17 protein-coding genes are annotated in these 18,082 nt (G+C 50.0%); 3 read left to right on the top strand and 14 right to left on the bottom strand.

Annotated elements, in window-relative coordinates; genetic code table 11:
• Positions 1–4 precede the first annotated feature (4 nt).
• Both DP119_RS01790 and DP119_RS01785 read right to left on the bottom strand, forming a co-directional pair.
• On the bottom strand, positions 5–1,171 hold the full coding sequence (locus DP119_RS01790) for a saccharopine dehydrogenase family protein (RefSeq protein ID WP_112230300.1): 1,167 nt from the start codon (positions 1,169–1,171) through the stop codon (positions 5–7).
• A 15-nt stretch (positions 1,172–1,186) separates the two neighbouring features.
• Positions 1,187–2,668, bottom strand: a complete 1,482-nt coding sequence (locus DP119_RS01785; RefSeq protein WP_112230298.1) for an aldehyde dehydrogenase family protein — start codon at positions 2,666–2,668, stop codon at positions 1,187–1,189.
• A gap of 206 nt (positions 2,669–2,874) precedes the next feature.
• Here DP119_RS01785 and DP119_RS01780 point away from each other — a divergent pair, with 206 nt between their 5' ends.
• Both DP119_RS01780 and DP119_RS16020 read left to right on the top strand, forming a co-directional pair.
• Positions 2,875–3,669, top strand: a complete 795-nt coding sequence (locus DP119_RS01780) for a MerR family transcriptional regulator (RefSeq protein ID WP_112230296.1) — start codon at positions 2,875–2,877, stop codon at positions 3,667–3,669.
• Complete coding sequence (locus DP119_RS16020; RefSeq protein ID WP_276308700.1) at positions 3,662–3,790, top strand: hypothetical protein; 129 nt, start codon at positions 3,662–3,664, stop codon at positions 3,788–3,790. Before DP119_RS01780 ends, DP119_RS16020 begins: the two co-directional genes overlap by 8 nt.
• A gap of 50 nt (positions 3,791–3,840) precedes the next feature.
• Here DP119_RS16020 and trhO read toward each other — a convergent pair whose 3' ends face one another.
• The 11 genes from trhO to DP119_RS01725 form a co-directional block, all read right to left on the bottom strand.
• Positions 3,841–4,803 (bottom strand): oxygen-dependent tRNA uridine(34) hydroxylase TrhO, encoded by a 963-nt coding sequence (gene trhO, locus DP119_RS01775; protein ID WP_112230294.1) that lies wholly within the window; start codon positions 4,801–4,803, stop codon positions 3,841–3,843.
• A gap of 152 nt (positions 4,804–4,955) precedes the next feature.
• On the bottom strand, positions 4,956–5,906 hold the full coding sequence (locus DP119_RS01770) for a 2-hydroxyacid dehydrogenase (protein ID WP_112230293.1): 951 nt from the start codon (positions 5,904–5,906) through the stop codon (positions 4,956–4,958).
• A gap of 47 nt (positions 5,907–5,953) precedes the next feature.
• Positions 5,954–6,565 carry a DedA family protein gene (locus DP119_RS01765; RefSeq protein WP_112230291.1) on the bottom strand — a complete coding sequence of 204 codons (612 nt, stop codon included), beginning with the start codon at positions 6,563–6,565 and terminating at the stop codon, positions 5,954–5,956.
• 128 nt (positions 6,566–6,693) lie between these two features.
• Positions 6,694–8,265 (bottom strand): acyl-CoA synthetase MbcS, encoded by a 1,572-nt coding sequence (gene mbcS / locus DP119_RS01760; RefSeq protein ID WP_112230289.1) that lies wholly within the window; start codon positions 8,263–8,265, stop codon positions 6,694–6,696.
• Between the two features lie 21 nt (positions 8,266–8,286).
• Positions 8,287–8,841, bottom strand: a complete 555-nt coding sequence (locus DP119_RS01755; RefSeq protein WP_240616356.1) for a hypothetical protein — start codon at positions 8,839–8,841, stop codon at positions 8,287–8,289.
• A 12-nt stretch (positions 8,842–8,853) separates the two neighbouring features.
• Positions 8,854–10,500 (bottom strand): solute symporter family protein, encoded by a 1,647-nt coding sequence (locus tag DP119_RS01750; RefSeq protein ID WP_112230285.1) that lies wholly within the window; start codon positions 10,498–10,500, stop codon positions 8,854–8,856.
• A gap of 3 nt (positions 10,501–10,503) precedes the next feature.
• The gene (locus tag DP119_RS01745; protein WP_112230283.1) at positions 10,504–10,773 is read right to left on the bottom strand and encodes a hypothetical protein; all 270 of its coding nucleotides are present in this window, start codon (positions 10,771–10,773) and stop codon (positions 10,504–10,506) included.
• Positions 10,774–11,232: 459 nt separating this feature from the next.
• Positions 11,233–12,492, bottom strand: coding sequence for a mechanosensitive ion channel (locus DP119_RS01740; protein ID WP_240616355.1), 1,260 nt, complete (start codon positions 12,490–12,492; stop codon positions 11,233–11,235).
• A 175-nt stretch (positions 12,493–12,667) separates the two neighbouring features.
• Positions 12,668–14,815 carry a sensor histidine kinase gene (locus tag DP119_RS01735; RefSeq protein ID WP_112230281.1) on the bottom strand — a complete coding sequence of 716 codons (2,148 nt, stop codon included), beginning with the start codon at positions 14,813–14,815 and terminating at the stop codon, positions 12,668–12,670.
• A gap of 137 nt (positions 14,816–14,952) precedes the next feature.
• Positions 14,953–15,645: a response regulator transcription factor gene (locus tag DP119_RS01730; RefSeq protein ID WP_112230279.1), complete on the bottom strand. Its 693-nt coding sequence runs from the start codon at positions 15,643–15,645 to the stop codon at positions 14,953–14,955.
• Between the two features lie 80 nt (positions 15,646–15,725).
• A complete protein-coding gene (locus tag DP119_RS01725) occupies positions 15,726–16,589 on the bottom strand; it encodes a DMT family transporter (protein ID WP_112230277.1) in 864 nt (287 codons plus the stop codon).
• A gap of 185 nt (positions 16,590–16,774) precedes the next feature.
• Between DP119_RS01725 and DP119_RS01720 the strand changes: the two genes are divergently transcribed.
• Positions 16,775–17,005: a helix-turn-helix domain-containing protein gene (locus DP119_RS01720; protein ID WP_068870250.1), complete on the top strand. Its 231-nt coding sequence runs from the start codon at positions 16,775–16,777 to the stop codon at positions 17,003–17,005.
• 56 nt (positions 17,006–17,061) lie between these two features.
• Here the strand turns inward: DP119_RS01720 and metX are convergent, their stop codons facing one another.
• Entirely contained in the window at positions 17,062–18,081 is a 1,020-nt protein-coding gene (gene metX, locus DP119_RS01715) for a homoserine O-acetyltransferase MetX (protein ID WP_112230275.1), read from the bottom strand.
• Position 18,082 lies beyond the last annotated feature (1 nt).

The raw sequence follows: 18,082 nt of genomic DNA, 5'->3' as shown, positions 1-18,082 counted from the left end.
CTTGCTAGTTGTGATGCGCTGCCCGCTGCACTGTTTCTTTAATGGTTACCCCACGTTTTTTCATTTCCGCAATGTATTCAGCCCCCGGCACGATTTGCTCCGGCGGGTAGACGCCGCGTTTTTGGATGCGCCCGTCGGCGATCATCTGCGCCACAACGGAAATACTGTATGCCGTTGCCTGCGCCATGGCCGTCACACCGGTCGACTCGTCGCGGACCGTCACCATTTCATATCGGTACGTGCATTCCTCTTGTTCTTTCACCCCGGAAACCGCAACGCGTAAAAGTACTGCATCTTTTTCGTCCCCGAGTTCCGTTATCGGCTCAAGCACTTTCAGCAACACTTCACGCAGCGACACTTCATGCCCGCCGGCTGTCACTTTCCCTTCACGGCTGGTCAACCCCAGTTCGACGAGCAAACGGAATTTATCGGCATGCCCCCGGTAGCGGATCGTTTTATATTCCAACGAATCGATATCCCCGAACGTCTTCGTCAAGGTCGACGTGCCTCCTGATGTATGGAACGCTTCCAACGCATCGAATCCTTCGAACGCAATCGGCTCGATTTCCGATAAGGATTCGACTTCTTTCAATTCGCCATCGCGGATGACGTGCGACGGGTCGGTATAATGATCGAAAACGCCTTCGAGCGAGAAAACGTGTTTGTATTCAAGCGGCGGTTCCGGATGGAGCGGGATACCGCCGACATAGATACGGATCGATTCGACTTCGTCCAATTGGCTTGCCCCGTAGCCTGTTAAAATATTGATCATTCCCGGCGCAACGCCAAGATCCGGAATGACGGTCACGCCTTGGCGGGACGCCTGCTCGTGCATGGCGAGTACCTTATCCGTAGCGCCGCCGATATGCCCGCCGAGATCGACGGAATGAACACCGCATTCGATGGCGATTTTCGCTACTTGTTCATTGAAGGTATAGAACAGCGCATTGATCACGACATCTGCCTGCGCGATGACTTGCTTCAGTTCGCCGTCACGGCTTGCATCCATCTTGGCGATCTCTAGCCGCGGATCGTTCAATTGCTGACGGAATGCTTCCGCTTTATCTGTTGTCCGGTCCGCCAGAATCACTTTTTCCACCTGTTCGTTGCCCAGCAAATCACGCGCTGCTTGTTTCCCCATCAATCCTGCCCCGAGTACCGCAAATTTCATCTCCGCCGCCCCCTTTTATGCTTCGTTGTCAATCTGTGCCCGCTGCAATTTGCCGCTGAAATCCACATAGACACTCTTCCATTCGGTAAAGACGTCGAGCGCGGCGACGCCTGAATCGCGGTGCCCATTGCCGGTGCCTTTCGTCCCGCCGAATGGCAAATGGATTTCAGCACCCGTCGTTCCCGCATTGATGTAAACGATTCCGGTATCGAGATCGCGCTGCGCCTTGAATGCCCGGTTGACATCCGCTGTAAAAATCGAGCTCGATAAGCCATAAATGACGCCGTTATTCACTTCGATCGCTTCTTCAAAACTTGCGACCTCGATCAAGGAAATGACCGGCCCGAAAATCTCTTCCTGTGCAATGCGCATCTCCGGCTTTACGCCTGTAAACAATGTCGGTGCGTAATAGTTGCCCCTGTCGTAATGGCCACCCGTTAAAATCTCGCCGCCCCTGACGAGCTCCGCGCCTTCTTCTTTTCCGGCTTCAATATAGGAATGGATTTTCTCCAACGCTTTCTTATTGATGACGGGGCCGACTTTGACGGATTCGTCCATGCCGTCGCCTATCGTCAACTTATCCATCTTTTCGAGCAGGCGTTGCTGCAGCTGCTCTTTCGCATCCTTGTGTACGATGACGCGGCTGCAGGCCGTGCAGCGCTGGCCGGCGGTGCCGAACGCGCTCCAAAGAATGCTGTCCACCGCTAGATCCAGATCGGCATCGTCCATGACGATGACTGCGTTTTTCCCGCCCATCTCGAGCGATACTTTCTTCAAATGGCGCCCGCCGAGTTCTGCCACCTTGCGCCCCGTATCGGTCGACCCTGTAAATGAAATGACCCGGATATCCCGGTGTTCGATCATCGCTGTCCCGACTTCCGAACCGGAACCGAAAACGATATTCGCAACGCCGTCCGGCAAGCCGGCTTCCTTGAAAATCTTAGCCATTTCATAAGCCATCATCGGCGTTTCCGTCGCTGGCTTCCAAATGAATGCATTGCCCGCTACGATTGCCGGGAACGATTTCCACGTGGCGATTGCCACCGGAAAATTCCATGGGGTGATAAGCCCGACGACACCAATCGGCGCACGGACGCTCATCGCGAATTTATCCGCCAGTTCCGAAGGCGTCGTCTCACCGAATAGCCTTCTGCCTTCACCCGCCATATAGAACGCCATATCGATACCTTCCTGAACTTCGCCGCGCCCTTCTTCGATCACTTTTCCCATTTCCCTTGTCAGCACCGACGCGAGATGCTCTTTCCGCTCTTTCATCAAGCGCCCGATTTCATAAAGATAATCCGCGCGTTTCGGTGCGGGGACAAGCGCCCATTTTTTTTGTGCTTTCTTGGCCGCCTTTACTGCTTCCCCCACGTCCGCGGCAGTTGAACGCTGCACGCTGGCCAACTCTTCACCTGTTGCCGGATTGGTGACCGGCACAAACTCGGCGCCTGCCTCCTGCTGGAATTCCCCATTCACAAAATTCTTCAGTTTCATCGAATTACCCCTTTCCGTGATAAGTGTAAACGCTTTCACTATTAACTGTATTCCCTACAAAACAAAAAACTCCTACGTGCTTTCACAAGTTCCTTCCATAACTTTGTAAAGTTTTGCACATCCGTCAAGCTTTGCAAGAAAATTGCCCGGAAACGGTTGACACTTACCATTCGTCATAGTCTAATCAAGAGTAGAGGTGAATTGAAATGTACAAAGTACAAGAAGTGGCAAAAATCGCAGGCGTCAGCGTACGGACGCTGCATCATTACGACAGCATCGATTTAATGAAACCGAGCAATAAAGGATCGAACCGATACCGCTATTACAGCGACGAAGACTTGAAATTGCTTCAGCAAATCCTGTTCCTCAAAGAACTCGGGTTTTCATTGAAGAAGATCCAGGAAATCATAAAGAATGGCTATGATGCAGAATATGCCATGGCGCGCCACATCGAGTTGCTCGAACAGAAAAAGTTCCGCATCGAGCAATTGATCGACAATGCACGCATGACACAAAACGAGTTTTCATCAGGGGAAGCCCTCAGCAATGAACAGCGCTTTTCCGCATTTTCCATCCGCCATACGCCAGACCGCATCGACCTGTACCAGAAACCGGAAATTGAAGTATCCGTCAAGGAAGACCTTGAAAACATCAAGGATGAAACTTCCGTTCTTGAAGCTTCAGCTCCCCAAACGGCTAAACCCGAAAAAGAAGCGGAAAACCTGGAAGAAATCGACCGCGAAGCGAACCGCATATACAGCGCCGTGGCCGGCCTCATGCATTTGCCGGCCGACGCACAGGAAGTCCAAAAGGAAATGGCCGCCTATTACCATTTGCTTGACCGCTTCTATGAATGCACGCCGAATATGTTCCGCAACTTGGCTAATCTTTATGCGAACAACAGCCGCTTCTCCCGGACCATCGACCAGCATGGCGTAGGTTTGTCCGATTACCTGAAGGACGCGATGCATGTGCACGCGAATGCTTTGCAGCATGCGTGAACTTATCGGCCCTTGCAGCAATTGCGGAAAAGATGTCTATTGCCGTGACGGATTTTTGGACGGCGTCTATATCGACGGCGAATTGATTTGCCACGAGTGTGCAGAAGAACTCGAAAATTAATCCATAAAAAAAGCCTGAACGGAAATTTCCGTTCAGGCTTTTTGGGTTGCTTATGATTGTGCTGTTTCTTTCAATGCGTCGAGGCGCTGTTGCACTTGCTCCCCTGTCAAGCCATGCTCAAAAGCATAGCGGTTGCGCGGATGCTCGCGGCAGTCATCTGAACATGAACGCATGTATTTATGCTCATTTTCTTCAGAGCACAAAATTTTCGCGTTGCATTCCGGGTTTGCGCAGTTGACATAGCGTTCGCAAGGCTCGCCCGTGAAATGGTCTTTCCCGACAATCGTATGCTCGACGCGGTTGACCGGCACAGCGATGCGCTCATCAAAGACGTATAATTGCCCGTCCCAAAGCTTCCCTTGCACTTCCGGGTCCTTGCCGTACATGACGATCCCACCGTGAAGTTGGTTGACGTCCTCGAAGCCTTCGCGTTTCAGCCAGCCCGAGAATTTTTCACAGCGGATGCCGCCTGTGCAATACGTCAGGATTTTCTTGCCTTCGAACTGCTCTTTGTTGTCGCGGATCCATTCCGGCAAATCACGGAAAGTTTCCACGTCGGGACGCACCGCACCGCGGAAATGGCCCAAGTCGTACTCATAGTCATTGCGTGCATCGATAACCACTGTATCCTGATCTTGCATCAATTTATAAAATTCTTCCGGCTCCAAATAATTACCGGTCAATTCGTTCGGGTTGATATCTTCTTCAAGTCCGAGGTGGACGATTTCTTTTTTCGCACGGACGTGCATTTTTTTGAAAGCATGGCCATCCGCTTCGTCGATTTTAAAGACGATGTCAGCAAAGCGCGGATCGCTCTTCACCATATCCATGTATTGTTCAGTTTGCTCGATCGTGCCGGAGCATGTGCCGTTGATTCCTTCGTGGGATACGAGGATGCGGCCTTTCAATCCGATTTCCTTGCAGGCTGCCAAATGCTCGGCTGCAAACTCTTCCGGATTTTCGATTGGGGTGTATAGATAGTACAATAAGACATTATGTGTATGATTTTGCATGAATCATACCTCCTGATTTTCGATTTGGCCCATCCCTTTGACACAGGAAAAACCTAGCCTATTTTACCCCACCATGCGAAAAAATTCAACTTCCCTTGAAGTTCTCCTCCAAAGGCATATAAAAACAGCCCCGGTTTCCGGGACTGTCGGCCTTAACACACCCGGTTCTTGACGGGTTTGCTGTTTGCGCAAGCTTGCAGCGCTTCTTTGTTCAGTTCCATCATCGCATAGCGTGTCTGTACCGTCGCGCTTCCAATATGCGGCGTGACAGTCAGGTTGTCCAGCGTTTGAAGCGGATGGTCCAGCGGCAGCGGCTCTTGTTCGAACACATCTAGCCCTGCTCCCCAAATGGATTTATTCTTCAACGCCTCGTATAAAGCTTGTTCATCGACAATTCCGCCTCTGCCGCAATTGATGAGAATGGCGGTGTCCTTCATCAAGGATAGCTCGCGTTCACCGATCATGCCTTTCGTCTGTTCGGTCAGCGGCGCCAGGATCACCACGAAATCCGAGCGTTTCAGCAGGTCATCAAGTTCCGCGTATTGCGCCTCTTCCAGGCTTTTGCGCGTCCGGTTATGGTAGATGACTTCCATATTGAAACCTTGCGCCCGCATGCATACCGCTTCCCCGATGCGCCCCATGCCGACGATTCCGACGGTGGTGCCGTGCACATTCTGTCCGGTCAATCCCATCGGCGTCCAAGCTTTCCATTCACCGTTTCTGACTGTTTTTTCCGCTTCTACCAAACGGCGGGCCGTTGCCAGCATCAGCGCGAATGTTAAATCAGCCGTCGTTTCGGTCAAGACATCCGGCGTATTGGTGACGATCACTTTATGTTCCCTGGCTGCATCAAGGTCGATATTATTATAGCCGACCGCCAGATTTGCGACGATTTTCAAGTTCGGTGCAGATTCAATCAGCTCACGGTCAATTCGATCACCCAGCATCGTCCATAGCGCATGTGCTTCTTTCGCTTCTTCAAGCAATTTTTCACGCGGCGCATTGCGTTCCTCTTCCGGCCACATGCGCACTTCGTAGACTTCGTGCAGTTCTGCCACTGCCTGTTCAGGCAATTTCTGTGTAATGAATAAAATCGGTTTCATGAAACTCCTCCACCCTTCTCCTGATTAGCTTGCCTATCGCAAAAGGTTCACTGCCCGGCACTGCGCCTTTTTTTAAACATCCACAATCCCACTATGGCACCGGCAATGAGCAAGGCATAGACAATATTCGAATAAACGCCCAATTGCTGCAGAATTTCTTCCCGGTTTTCACCGACAGCGCGTCCTACGTAGACGAGCACCGTGTTCCAGATCAAGGTACCGGCTGTCGTGAAAGCCAGAAATAAAATGAATTTCATATTGGACATGCCTGCGGGAATCGATATGAGGCTGCGGACCAGCGGAATCAGGCGCCCGATGAACACGGCAAAACCGCCGAAGCGGTCAAACCAGCGATCCGCCTTGTAGAGATCCGCTTTTTTAAGGCGCAGCCAAGTGCCGTGTTTTTCGATAATTTGTTCCAACCGCTCAACATCCAGTAAAAGCCCGAGCCCATAGAGCATGACAGCACCGGCAACCGATCCTGCCGTAGCCGACAGGATGACTCCCCACACAGTGAGGCTGGTCGTCGATGTCATAAATCCCCCTGCCGTCAAAACCACTTCAGAAGGCACTGGCGGAAATATATTTTCCAGCAAAATAAGCAGGAAAATCCCGAAATAGCCGTAATTCTCCATTACCGATGTAATCCACTGCTCCATAGGTACCCCCTTTAAACGCCACGAACCCCAATTTTCTTTCATGTCCGTCTACCTATATATATTGACGTAAACCATCCATCTTAAACAGCATAAAAAAGCCGCGCTTATATCGGCGCGGCTTGCTTTCCCTATGCGTTCATCTTCCTTAGTTCCACGCGGCGGATCTTTCCGGAAGTCGTCTTCGGAAGTTCCGTCAAAAATTCGATGACACGCGGGTATTTGTAAGGGGCAGTAATTCCTTTGACATGATCCTGCAATTCCTTGACCATCGCCTCGTCCTGTTTGCCCCCTTCTCTCAACACGACAAACGCTTTGACAATATTGCCCCGGATTTCATCCGGGGCTGCCACGACTGCACATTCCTGTACGGAAGGATGCTTCATCAGCGCGTCTTCCACTTCGAACGGCCCGATTGTATAGCCGGAAGAAATGATGATATCGTCGCTGCGGCCTTCAAACCAGAAATAGCCATCTTCATCACGTGAAGCTTGGTCGCCTGTCAAATACCAATCGCCGCGGAAAGACGCTTGCGTCCGTTCCGGATCCCGGTAATATTCACGGAAGAGCGCAGGACAGCTTTTGTGTACGGCAATATCGCCGACTTCTCCCGATGCAGCGGGCTGCCCGTCTTCGTTGATGATTTCCACCGGATTTCCTGGCGTCGGTTTGCCCATCGACCCGGGCTTCATGTCCATATCCTGCAGGATGCACACGAGCAAAGTATTTTCCGTCTGTCCATAGCCATCACGCACATTCAATTGGAATGCTTCCTGGAAAGCATCAATCACTTGACGGTTTAGCGGCTCGCCGGCAGAAACTGCACTGCGCAAATGAGGCAATTTATAATCGTTCAAGTTTTCGACCTTCGCCATGATACGGTATTCAGTCGGCGTGCAGCACAGCACATTGACTTTTTCTTCTTTCAGGATATCCAAATATTTCAGTGCATCGAACCCGCCGTTATAGACGAGTGCCGTCGCCCCAAGCGTAATCGTAGAAAGGAATGGGCTCCAAATCCACTTCTGCCAACCCGGAGCTGCAGTTGCCCAAACGATGTCGCCGCTTTGCACCCCAAGCCACTCGGTTGCAGCCGTCCGGACGTGCGCATATCCCCAGCCATGGACATGGACCACGCCCTTCGGATTGCCGGTCGTTCCGGATGTATACGATAAAAATGCCATGTCTTCCCGGTTCGTGTCGACCGCTTCGAAGTCTTCCGATTCCACAGAAGCCAGTTCTTCCAGCGACTGCCACCCTTCTTCTTTGCCGCCAACAATCAATTTATTGTCCAGCGCGGCATATTTCTCTTCAATGGAATTTGTTTCAGCCGTTGTTTTATAATGCGCGATAATCGCTTTCGCACCGGAATGCTCCATGCGGTAGCTCAAATCTTTTTTGCGCAGCATTTCAGAACATGGAATCGCGACAAGCCCTGCACGCAAGCAAGCCAGATACGTAATATACGCTTCCGGAATACGCGGCAAGATGATCAAGACACGGTCGCCTTTTTCCAGGCCGAGCTTCATTAACGCCTGTGCATACTGGTTCATTTCGGAAAAAAGCTTTTGGTAGGACAGTTCGATGCGGTTGTTTTCCGCATCGAACCAGCGCACCGCAATCCGCTCGGCATCGTTCTTGTATGTTTCCAATTCAGAAGTGATGTTGTATTGTTCGGGTGCTATCAATTGTTCGACATTCATCTAATTTCCTCCTTTTCCTAATCAGCTCGCCGGGACGATTAAATAATAGATACTTGCCAAAAACAGGAACGCCAGTCCCGCAGACATATATGCTTTCGCTGCCGTAAAGCCCTGGACTGCCTGGATGATCTTCACGCTGACCAGATACATCCAAACCACACCGGCGACGAGAAACAGGTTAACCCATAATGAGCCGTCCCCAAGACCGGCCAAATACGGGGCACCGAGAAGCCCCGGCAATAGCGCAACTGGTGTTGCCAGGCTGATGGCGCGGTATTTCGCAGTTCCGCCTAAAGCCTTTGATCCCGCCCACAGCAGCGCTGCCATGCCGACTTTCGTAATGAACGCCGTCAAGATCCCGAAAATGATGAAGATAGCGGGAACAAGGAAATTCTGCAATAAAGCGGAATCGAAACTGCTTATGTATGAGGCTTGCGACGCGATCGAGATCGCGCCGTAGCCCACTCCCACGAGGAGCAGTAAAATCCGGCTCACCGTTTCGGTTTTCGGTAATTCCAGGAATGACCGGTAAGATGGATCATCCAGGCTTATCATTTTTCCAACCAACTTTGCCACTCCCTTTACCATTTACATTCCCCAAGGCATTAATGCCCAGATTGCCACAGCAGCAGATACGACGACCGTGATTCCTGCGCCGAGTGTGCTGTTATAACGATAAGCTTTGATATCTTTCCAGCCATGGATGCGCTCGATCAATTCGATATCGGCTTGCTTCGTCAATTTTCCGGAAAGCGCCGGCATGCGGTTCGTGATATAAGAAACGACAATCAGCAAGATAAAGCTGATCGGGACCGCAAGCATCGCGCCGGATAACCCCATGCCATCGGTCACGGCGTGGCCCGTCAAGACGATGCTCGGGAAGACGAATGGAGAGACGATGATATAGATGGCGCCGCCGACGACAGATGCCACGATTGCGCCGAATTTATTTGCCTCTTTCCACCAGACGCCGACGATGATCAGCGGTGCATTGGTGACACCGGCCAAACCGAACGCCCAGAGAATACTGACGACGAGAAACGCCGGCGGGTTAATCGCAAGCAGGATACTCGCAATACCCCCTGCAAAGATTGCGATAAATCCGATGCGCAAGCTCAAGCGCTGCGGGATATTCGGTTTCAATGTAGAGATGATATCTTGTGAGATCAATGCGCCGATCGCCAGCAAGTTTCCGCTCAACGTCGAAAGGCCAGCAGAAATCGCCCCTGCAATGACAAGCGCCGTCACCCATTCAGGGTTATAGACCATATTCAAAATAATCGTTAGTTTATCTGCATCTCCATCGGAAATCGTGACGCCTTGCGTAGTTGTCGCAAAGACCCCGACAAAGCCCATCGCATACGTCGCCGAGAAGACCAGCCCGAGAATGAAGGCAAACCAGACCATGGCAGAACGCGCACTTTTCAATGAAGAAGCCGTGTAGACACGCATCGCCAAGTGAGGCAATCCGAGCGCCCCGATCGTCAGCGCAGGAATGATGGAGAAATACCATTTAGGTGAAAACTGGTAATCAAAGAATGAAGGCAATGCATCCATCATGGCCGGAACCATGTCCGAATAAAGCAATGGCGGGAAATACCAGCCCGAAGCACCGATCGCTTTCATGATGGCAGCAAGCGGCACGATGAACATCAATGCAATGATGACCATTTGGATGGCGGCATTATTCGTCGCTCCAGCCATGCCCCCGATCGTGATGTATCCGACAATCAAGATCCCGAAGATGAATAGTCCAGTGATGTAAGGAATTCCGAGCAAAGTCTCGAAAGTGATCGCGATGCCGATCATCTGTCCTAATGCGTACATGATCGAAACCAAGATCATGAATAACGCTGCAATGATGGAAGCCGTTACACCATAACGGTCACGGATGAAATGGGTCGGTGAAAACGCACCCATGCGGCGCAAGCTTGTTCCGTAAATGATCGTGATCAACGGAATCGCCAAGATCAATTGAATCCACAGCATGATAAAAGGAACCTGCAATTGCAAAATAAGAGCGGTGATACCTAAGAATGTTGCAAGGCTCATATATGTAGAAGCCATCGCCAAACCGTTTGTAATCGCCCCGACGTTCGAGCCGCCTACATATAATTCTTTAGCCGATTTGCTTTTCCGGTTTGAAATGAAACCGACGATATAAAATAGCACGAACGTTGCCCCAACTACGGCGAGGCCCATTATTGGATTATCCAGTTGCCAGTTCTGCTCCATCGCTTACACTTCCTTTACTTCGTCGGCATTGCCGAGCGCATCATTTTCTCGATCGATTTCATCATCGATCCGGTTGCCGATTTTCCCTGCAATGAGCGTCAGCAGGAAAACGCCGAACCAGCCCATCAAAATAGGCACGATATACATGACCGGAAAGCCTAATAGCATGGCATCTACCGGGAAAATGGAAAAGATCAAGCCGACGTTCCCCACCAGAATAAACGCCGCTGTCATCCAAATGGTAAACTGGACTTCTTTTTTATAAGCTTTCATGTTTTCCCCTCCAATTTGTGTAATCTCTCTTTTCATACACCCCAGACTGAGCGTTCGCTCAGATTTTGTTCAAACGATCCCCCTTCAAAAATTATTATCGTAATAACTCCCTTGATTGTAACCGTTTGCATAAATGATAGTCAACTGAATTTTTATAAAATTTGAACAATTATACTAATAACCTTTTTGGACTATTTTATTTCTGATGGACCTGTAAAAATAAACTTTTTTTCCCTTTATCTCTTTTACTATCATTTTTCAGCTTGTCATTCCGATTTTCCGAATGTTATATGAATATATATTTTATCCAAATTAAAAAAGGAACTTTTTTACAAGCGATATGTATATTAATGTTTATTTATTCATTCCACCTGATATTCTTATCCATTTCCACTCTACTGGCATATGATTGCATGAAAAAACTGCGCCTGGCATATGCCGGGCGCAGCTGAAGATGGCTTACATATTCGGTTTATTGTCTTCTTCTTTCATTTTCTTTTCCATTTTAGCCAACTGGTTTTTCGCAAAGTCGCGGCCGCCGATACCGAATGCGATGGCGAAAGCAACTGCAATGCCTGCAATGATGAACAGGAAGGCCAAGTTGACAATGCTCGAAGCGAAGTTCAATTGGTCGAGCGTCATGAAAATCGCGATGATGAAAATCGCATATTTCACGATGCCGCCGAACAACTTATTCCCCGATGCACGTGTGATGTAATTACCGAGCATGCTGCCACCGATGAGACCGAGCCCCAGGATGATCAATGAACTGATCAATAGAGGCAAGTAAGCGATGATTGCGCTGCCGATGGAATTCAACACGTCGAGCTGCAAGACATTCATGGCTTCCACCACGAAGAAGATGACGATGATCGCCTGGACGACCTTGCCGATGATCTGTGCAATATCGAATGACGGTTCTTTGTTCTTGTCAGGGCTCAAATAGGAAGAGAAGCGGTTGATCCCTGTGCCGTTCAATAGGCCGATCAGCAAATCCGCGACGAACTTCGCGATGAAAACACCGGCAAGGATGAGGATGATGCCGACAAAGATATTCGGGATCATGCCCAGCACCTGGTTGAGCATCGAGACGATTGGTTGTGAAATCGATTGGATGTTCAAGGTTTCAAGCGCCACCGTCACGATCGGGATCAACACGATGACAAAGACTACATTCGCCAAAACTTTAGCGAGCGTGTTTTGGTCGCTCGGAGCCACCCGCTCGTTCGTTCCGGATTTATTGGTCATTTTATTGAACCATTTGTCGATATTCATCGTGGCCAATAAGCTCTCTACCAATTTCTTGACGAATTTCGCGATGAAGTAGCCAATCACCAAGATCAGGATCGCCATGAACAGGTTCGGCAGGAATGCCAGGAACTTGTCCATCATGTTCGAGATCGGCTGGGCGACATTATGCATGTCGAGCGCTTGCAATACACTTGGAATGAACAGAATGAAAATCAAATAATAAAGAATTTTTCCGATAGAGTCCAGTTTATCATCCGCGTCTTCCTTCGTTTTAGCCATATGGCCTTTGACCATAGCGTTGTCGGCGCCGATTTTTTTCAGCCCTTTCGAGAAAATCGCTTTGACGATCGTAGCGACGAGCCATGCAACGACAAGCAACAATAAGGCGCCGAGAATGTTCGGGATGTAATTGATGATCGTATTCCCGACATTCTGGAATGAGTTGGTTACATCATTCAAATGTGTCATCTCCTTTACAATTTAATGGTTCATATTTAGTATCCCCCCTTATATTCTTCGTAAACACAATCTCACCACCTTCCGCTTCTAACCCCGGGCTATATTCACGGCTGATGTGTATACCGGCTCAATGAAAAAACCGCCTGCCGGATTTCTGGCAGGCGGTTTTATGCGTTTTTACATACTATGAATGATTCGGGAGCATGATGGTTACCTTAAACAAATCCCCGTCCACTGCCAGTTTCATCTGCCCCCCGTGAAGGTCCACGATGGACTGGGCAATGGCGAGCCCAAGCCCTGAACCCTTGGTTTGCCTCGAGGTGTCGCCGCGCTTGAAGCGCTCGAGTAATTCTTCCGTATTGTCGCCCAATTCATAGCGCGTGACATTCTTCATCGTCATGGCCAGTTCATCTGATTGTTCTTCAAGTGCGATATAAACACGGCTTCCCGGCAATGAATATTTGGTAGCGTTCAGGATCAGGTTGTCAAGAAGGCGCCACCACTTTTGCCCATCGACCGAAGCGTATACCGGATGGCCAGGCGCTTTGATGCGGACATCGAGTTCCGCTTCCTGTATCGCTTCTTCGTGTTCTGCCAAGGCTTGCATTAACAATTGTTTCATATCCAGGCGTTGTTTCGAGATCTCCGCGTTTCCGCTGGCCATTTTCGATACCTCGAATAAATCTTCAATCAATACTTTCAGCCGCTCTGATTTCCGGTCTAGAATGTCGACATATTTCCGCCGTTCTTCGTTTCCGAGGTCTTCATTCTTCAAAAGGCCGGTGTAGGTGATGATCGATGTGAGCGGCGTGCGGAGGTCGTGGCTGACATTGGTAATGAGTTCCGTTTTCAGGCGCTCGCTTTTTGCCCTTTCAGATACCGACTCCTTGTAGCCTTCCCGTAAAACATTCAAATGTTCAGCATGGCGGCTAAACGGCGATTTGCCTTTCACTTTCAATTCCGCTCCCAAGCTTCCAGCAGCAAGCTGTTCCGTCCCTTTAAGCAGCCGGTTCAAATAACCGAAACGCGTCATCAAAAACAGCAGCGACGGCAGCCCGACCAAGAATGTAGCCGGCAGCCAGATAATAAGCAAGAACGGCTGAACTGCCATGAGCGCAGTCCCGGCGCCCCAAAAGAATACCAACACGAGCACCCAAGCCATCTGGAAACCGATCGTCCGGTCGAGAAAGGCATCTTTTGCCGAATGAACCTGAGACGCTGTAAAACTTTGCTGAATTTCTTCTTTGAAGGAACTCCACTTGCCGAAATGCTGCCACAGCCATATTGCCTGCAACATACATAGCGACAAGAACAGCACTGCGAATGCCAGCGCCATGAAGACTTCCAGAAAGGAGCCACTCCCGCTTTGCCACGGCCTTGTCAACGCTGCCGCGAAATGGTCCGCACCGGCCAAGGCGAACATAGCCGATACGATGAACCCGATAAGCCTCCATTCAACGGGAAGTTTTCGCCATTTGTCATAGCTGGTTAACCCGGTATACCAGGCTGTCCGCATGGGGCGCTTTTTAAAAAACCACCAAGCGCCGGCTACTGCCGAGGCCAATAGGAAATACAGCAGGAACTTGACCAGCTGGAATTGATTCATCCCACTCTTTACCGATGCCCCTGCCACTGCTTTTTCCGGTATTTGAATGATTCCTGAAAACCGGTTTTCTGCCAGCGCGCTATTGGCATCATCGTAATGAAAATCATAACTCCAATAGCCGTTGCTGAAATGAAGCGGCTCTTGCGAAGAATACACTTGTTCAAAAAAAGGCGAATCGGCGATTGTTCCTTTTGTGAATACTTCACCGCTATCCAGATCCCTTAGTTGATAGGCATAGCCTGAAGCTTGGCCCTCAAATTGGGCTTTCTGTGCAGCCAATTGCCCTAGCGCTTCCTCATGATCCGCTTCGCGTTGTTCGATAATCGCTTTTTTCGCTGCTTCGTCGTCGGAAAAGTTTTCACGCACAGCCGAAATTCCCTCTCCACGCTGTTCTTCCAATTCTTCCGCTAAGGAGCTATCGCCTTCTTCCTCTGCCGCAGAAATCGCATCCGCATATTGTTCCCGCACCGCCTGGATTTGATCAGTCAGCGAATGATGGTCCATGCGGTACTGGTCAAGCTCCCAGGAAGCGACCGATTGATCGACAGAGGCTTCGGGCGGGGCCAGCTCGAATAACAGCAGCCCTTCCGTAAATCTGTCAAAATCATATCGGAAAGCTTCCGTGTCCGTGTAAGCTTTGCCGAAATACCCTGGCGCTTCTTCCACGACCGTCCAAAGGCATAGCAGCAATAGGGAAATGCTTGCAAGCCACATCCATTTCTTCATATTATATGTCTCCTTTTGTTAAGTGGCGGAGTGTGGCAAGCAAATTTTCCGGAGATTTGAATACAAAGTCCAAAATGAAAGAAGAGCAGTAGATGAGGCATAGTACAGCCACGATGATCGCGGCGACAGACCAAAGATCATTTTTCCATTTTGTAGCCAATGCCCCACACCACCTTCACATACCTCGGATTTTTTGGATCCGCCTCGATTTTCTCCCGGATTTTGCGGATATGCACAGCGACGATGTTCTCTGCATTGTATGCAGGTTCCCGCCAGACCCGTTCGTAGATTTCACCGATGGAAAATACCCGTCCGGGATGCTGCATCAACAACTCGGTTATATTGAATTCCGTCGGCGTCATCCGGATTTCCGTGCCGTCTACAGTAACCGTTTTCGACTCTGAATCCAGCGTCAATCCGTCGATTTCAAGCTTTTGGCCGGACTGTCCGTAATCCCCAAGAGTCACGTAACGTCTGAGTTGGGATTTCACCCGTGCCATCAATTCCATCGGATGGAAAGGCTTGGTTACATAATCATCCGCCCCGATTGACAACCCATGGATTTTATCGGAATCCTCACTCCTGGCACTCAGCATGATAATCGGGATATTTCGGTTTTCGCGAATCTTGAAGGTTGAATGAATGCCGTCAAGCTTCGGCATCATGATATCCATAATGACCAGATGCACTTGCGTCGTTTCCAGCAAATCAAGTGCTTCCTGGCCATCTGCTGCCCCTACTACCAGAAAGCCTTCATTTTTCAAATAAATGCTGATGCCCTCACGTATTTCCTGGTCATCATCCGCCACCATGACTGTCAGCTGTTCCACACGTTCCACCTCTTTTCATTTCTGGCTTAAGTATAAAGTGAAATTCTTAAGCAAAGCCCATTCAAATTCTGAAGAAATTCTTAAGCTTTGCGGTTTTTGCCGAATGCGAGCAGCGCAATGCCGCCGATCAACAGCGCTACCCCGACCCAAGACTGCCCGCTCAACGCTTCACCAACTACGGCAACTCCCAAAACAGAAGCTGTCAGCGGCTCTGCTAGCGATAAAGTGACCGCAGAGGAGGAAGGAATATTTTTTAATCCGCTCGAGAATAATAAATAAGCAAGACTTGTCGCCGCAAGGCCCAAATATGCCACGATCATCATATTTTGCGGTACTGCTAAATAGCCGGTATCCAGGAAAAACAGGAACAGCAATAAGCCAAGCCCGCTGAGTGAAAAGATTACAGCCACCGCGGGCATTACTTCCATGAGACCCAGGACATTTTTGCTGAACATGGCATATCCTGCAAATGCCAAACCTGCCAGCAACCCGAGCATCACGCCGAGCGGGTCGACGATATAACTATCACGGTTCGCAAAAAGCAAAATACAGCCAACGACCGACAGAGTGCTTGAAAATACCCACACACGTTCAGGTCTGCGCTTCAATACGAGCGCTTCCAATATTCCCGAAAAAGCTGGCGCGCTGCCGATTGCCACGACCGTCCCGATCGCGACGCCCGTCAATTGCACGGCTGAAAAAAAGAAAGGTTGAAACAAGGCCATGCACAATGCTGAAAGCCCGACCCAAAGCCACGGGAGTTGTACGCCCCTCAGTTTTCCTGAAATCCACACAAATGCCAGAAGGCCAAAACCGCCGATCGCGAGACGGGCTGCACCGATCGTCAACGGATGCGCATCCCCCACCAGAAACGTCTGGGCAGTCCCTGTCGTCCCCCAAAGCATTGCCGCGAATAACACCCATATGTATGCCTTAATCTGCATCAGCTTCCCACCACTTTCCCATTCTATATTTAAGCTGTCATTTTTTTAATGCCATGGCTGTGGACCTGGCCATGTTTACAATAGATTATGGAAATCCACGCGCACCCCATAAAGATACCACGGCGCAGATGGTTTGAGATAGGCTGTAAATAAGATTATAATAGAAGAAAAGAGGAGGCGATCGCATGTATATGACAGTCCCGGAAACTGCTGCTTTTTTGTCGATGCCGGAAGAACAAGTCAACCGCTATGTACTTGAAGGCCGGATTCGCGCAGTCCATGACGGAGAACAATACTTGATCAACACCTCCCAATTCGAAAGCCATTTCCAACAGCTTGAAATCGCCAAACTTGAGCTGGAAGAATGGCGCGCTACGCCAATCCCCGATGACATCGATATTAAAGACGAGGATTGACGAAACGCAAAAAAAGATCGGAGCCGAAACGGCTCCGATCTTTTTTATGCACAGGTTTATGCTAATACGCGGCTTTTGGTATTCACCGTTTTCTGCAGTTGAGCCTGTACGTGATGTGCCCATTTTTCGAATTCCACCAAGAACCCGTCGTGGCCAAAATCAGTTTCGATTTTCTCCCATTTGGCATTCGGTTGGCTTTCGACCCAAGGAATCATCAATTCCCCTGGATACAATAGATCGTGGCTATAAGAAATCGAGAGCAGTTCAGTGGCTAGTTCCGCCTCTTCCACATCGTGTGTATTCATGGCTTTCAGTAAAACGAGGTAGCTGTTCGGATCAAAGCGCCCTGCCAATTTGCGCCCTTGGTAATCCAAATAGGATTGAACCTCGAAATCCTCTCCGCAGCGCGCACGGCCGAAGCGCCCATTGAATAACTGGCTGCTCCGGTATGTCACCATCCCGGCCATCCGGGCGATTTCAAACCCTTTCAGCCGGGTTCCCGGGCGATAATTGCCTGACTGGAACTCCGGATCGTTCTCGATCGCTTGGATGCCGATATGATTGAACGCCACACCATAATCCCCGTAATACGGTGTCACGGCTAGTGTAATCGCCGTATCCAAAAATCCGGGGTATAGCCGCGCCCATTCCAGTGTTTTCATGCCGCCGAGAGAACCGCCGATCACCGCTGCCAAATGATCGATGCCCAATGCTTCCAAAGCTTTCCGCTCCGCTTTCACCATATCCCTTATGGTCAGTTCAGGAAATGCCGCACGGTAAGGCTCACCCGTTTCCGGATTGATCGAAAGCGGGCCTGTCGAGCCGCTACAGCCCCCGAGCACATTGAACGTGATGACTTGGAACTGCCCGGTATCCACCGCTTTTCCCGGTCCGATCAGCCCTGCCCACCAGCCCGGTTGATCCGCAGTTCCCACTGCGTATTGATCGCCCGTCAGCGCGTGGCAAACCAGAATCGCCGGCGCAGAACTTTCCCCGGCACGTTCATACGCCAATTCCACTTCGGGCAGTAGTTGGCCTGATTCAAGTTTCAGCTGGCCGATGGATACTGTCGTCATC

This window comes from Planococcus maitriensis (genome assembly GCF_003289925.1).
Classification (GTDB): domain Bacteria; phylum Bacillota; class Bacilli; order Bacillales_A; family Planococcaceae; genus Planococcus; species Planococcus maitriensis.
This window is presented reverse-complemented; position numbering and strand designations above follow the sequence as displayed.

Excerpts from the sequence above, each read along its gene's own strand:
- DP119_RS01790 (WP_112230300.1), bottom strand. The coding sequence starts at position 1,171 with ATGAAATTTGCGGTACTCGGGGCAGGATTGATGGGGAAACAAGCAGCG.
- DP119_RS01785 (WP_112230298.1), bottom strand. The coding sequence starts at position 2,668 with ATGAAACTGAAGAATTTTGTGAATGGGGAATTCCAGCAGGAGGCAGGC.
- DP119_RS01780 (WP_112230296.1), top strand. The coding sequence starts at position 2,875 with ATGTACAAAGTACAAGAAGTGGCAAAAATCGCAGGCGTCAGCGTACGG.
- DP119_RS16020 (WP_276308700.1), top strand. The coding sequence starts at position 3,662 with ATGCGTGAACTTATCGGCCCTTGCAGCAATTGCGGAAAAGATGTCTAT.
- trhO (WP_112230294.1), bottom strand. The coding sequence starts at position 4,803 with ATGCAAAATCATACACATAATGTCTTATTGTACTATCTATACACCCCA.
- DP119_RS01770 (WP_112230293.1), bottom strand. The coding sequence starts at position 5,906 with ATGAAACCGATTTTATTCATTACACAGAAATTGCCTGAACAGGCAGTG.
- DP119_RS01765 (WP_112230291.1), bottom strand. The coding sequence starts at position 6,565 with ATGGAGCAGTGGATTACATCGGTAATGGAGAATTACGGCTATTTCGGG.
- mbcS (WP_112230289.1), bottom strand. The coding sequence starts at position 8,265 with ATGAATGTCGAACAATTGATAGCACCCGAACAATACAACATCACTTCT.
- DP119_RS01750 (WP_112230285.1), bottom strand. The coding sequence starts at position 10,500 with ATGGAGCAGAACTGGCAACTGGATAATCCAATAATGGGCCTCGCCGTA.
- DP119_RS01745 (WP_112230283.1), bottom strand. The coding sequence starts at position 10,773 with ATGAAAGCTTATAAAAAAGAAGTCCAGTTTACCATTTGGATGACAGCG.
- DP119_RS01740 (WP_240616355.1), bottom strand. The coding sequence starts at position 12,492 with ATGACACATTTGAATGATGTAACCAACTCATTCCAGAATGTCGGGAAT.
- DP119_RS01735 (WP_112230281.1), bottom strand. The coding sequence starts at position 14,815 with ATGAAGAAATGGATGTGGCTTGCAAGCATTTCCCTATTGCTGCTATGC.
- DP119_RS01725 (WP_112230277.1), bottom strand. The coding sequence starts at position 16,589 with ATGCAGATTAAGGCATACATATGGGTGTTATTCGCGGCAATGCTTTGG.
- DP119_RS01720 (WP_068870250.1), top strand. The coding sequence starts at position 16,775 with ATGTATATGACAGTCCCGGAAACTGCTGCTTTTTTGTCGATGCCGGAA.
- metX (WP_112230275.1), bottom strand. The coding sequence starts at position 18,081 with ATGACGACAGTATCCATCGGCCAGCTGAAACTTGAATCAGGCCAACTA.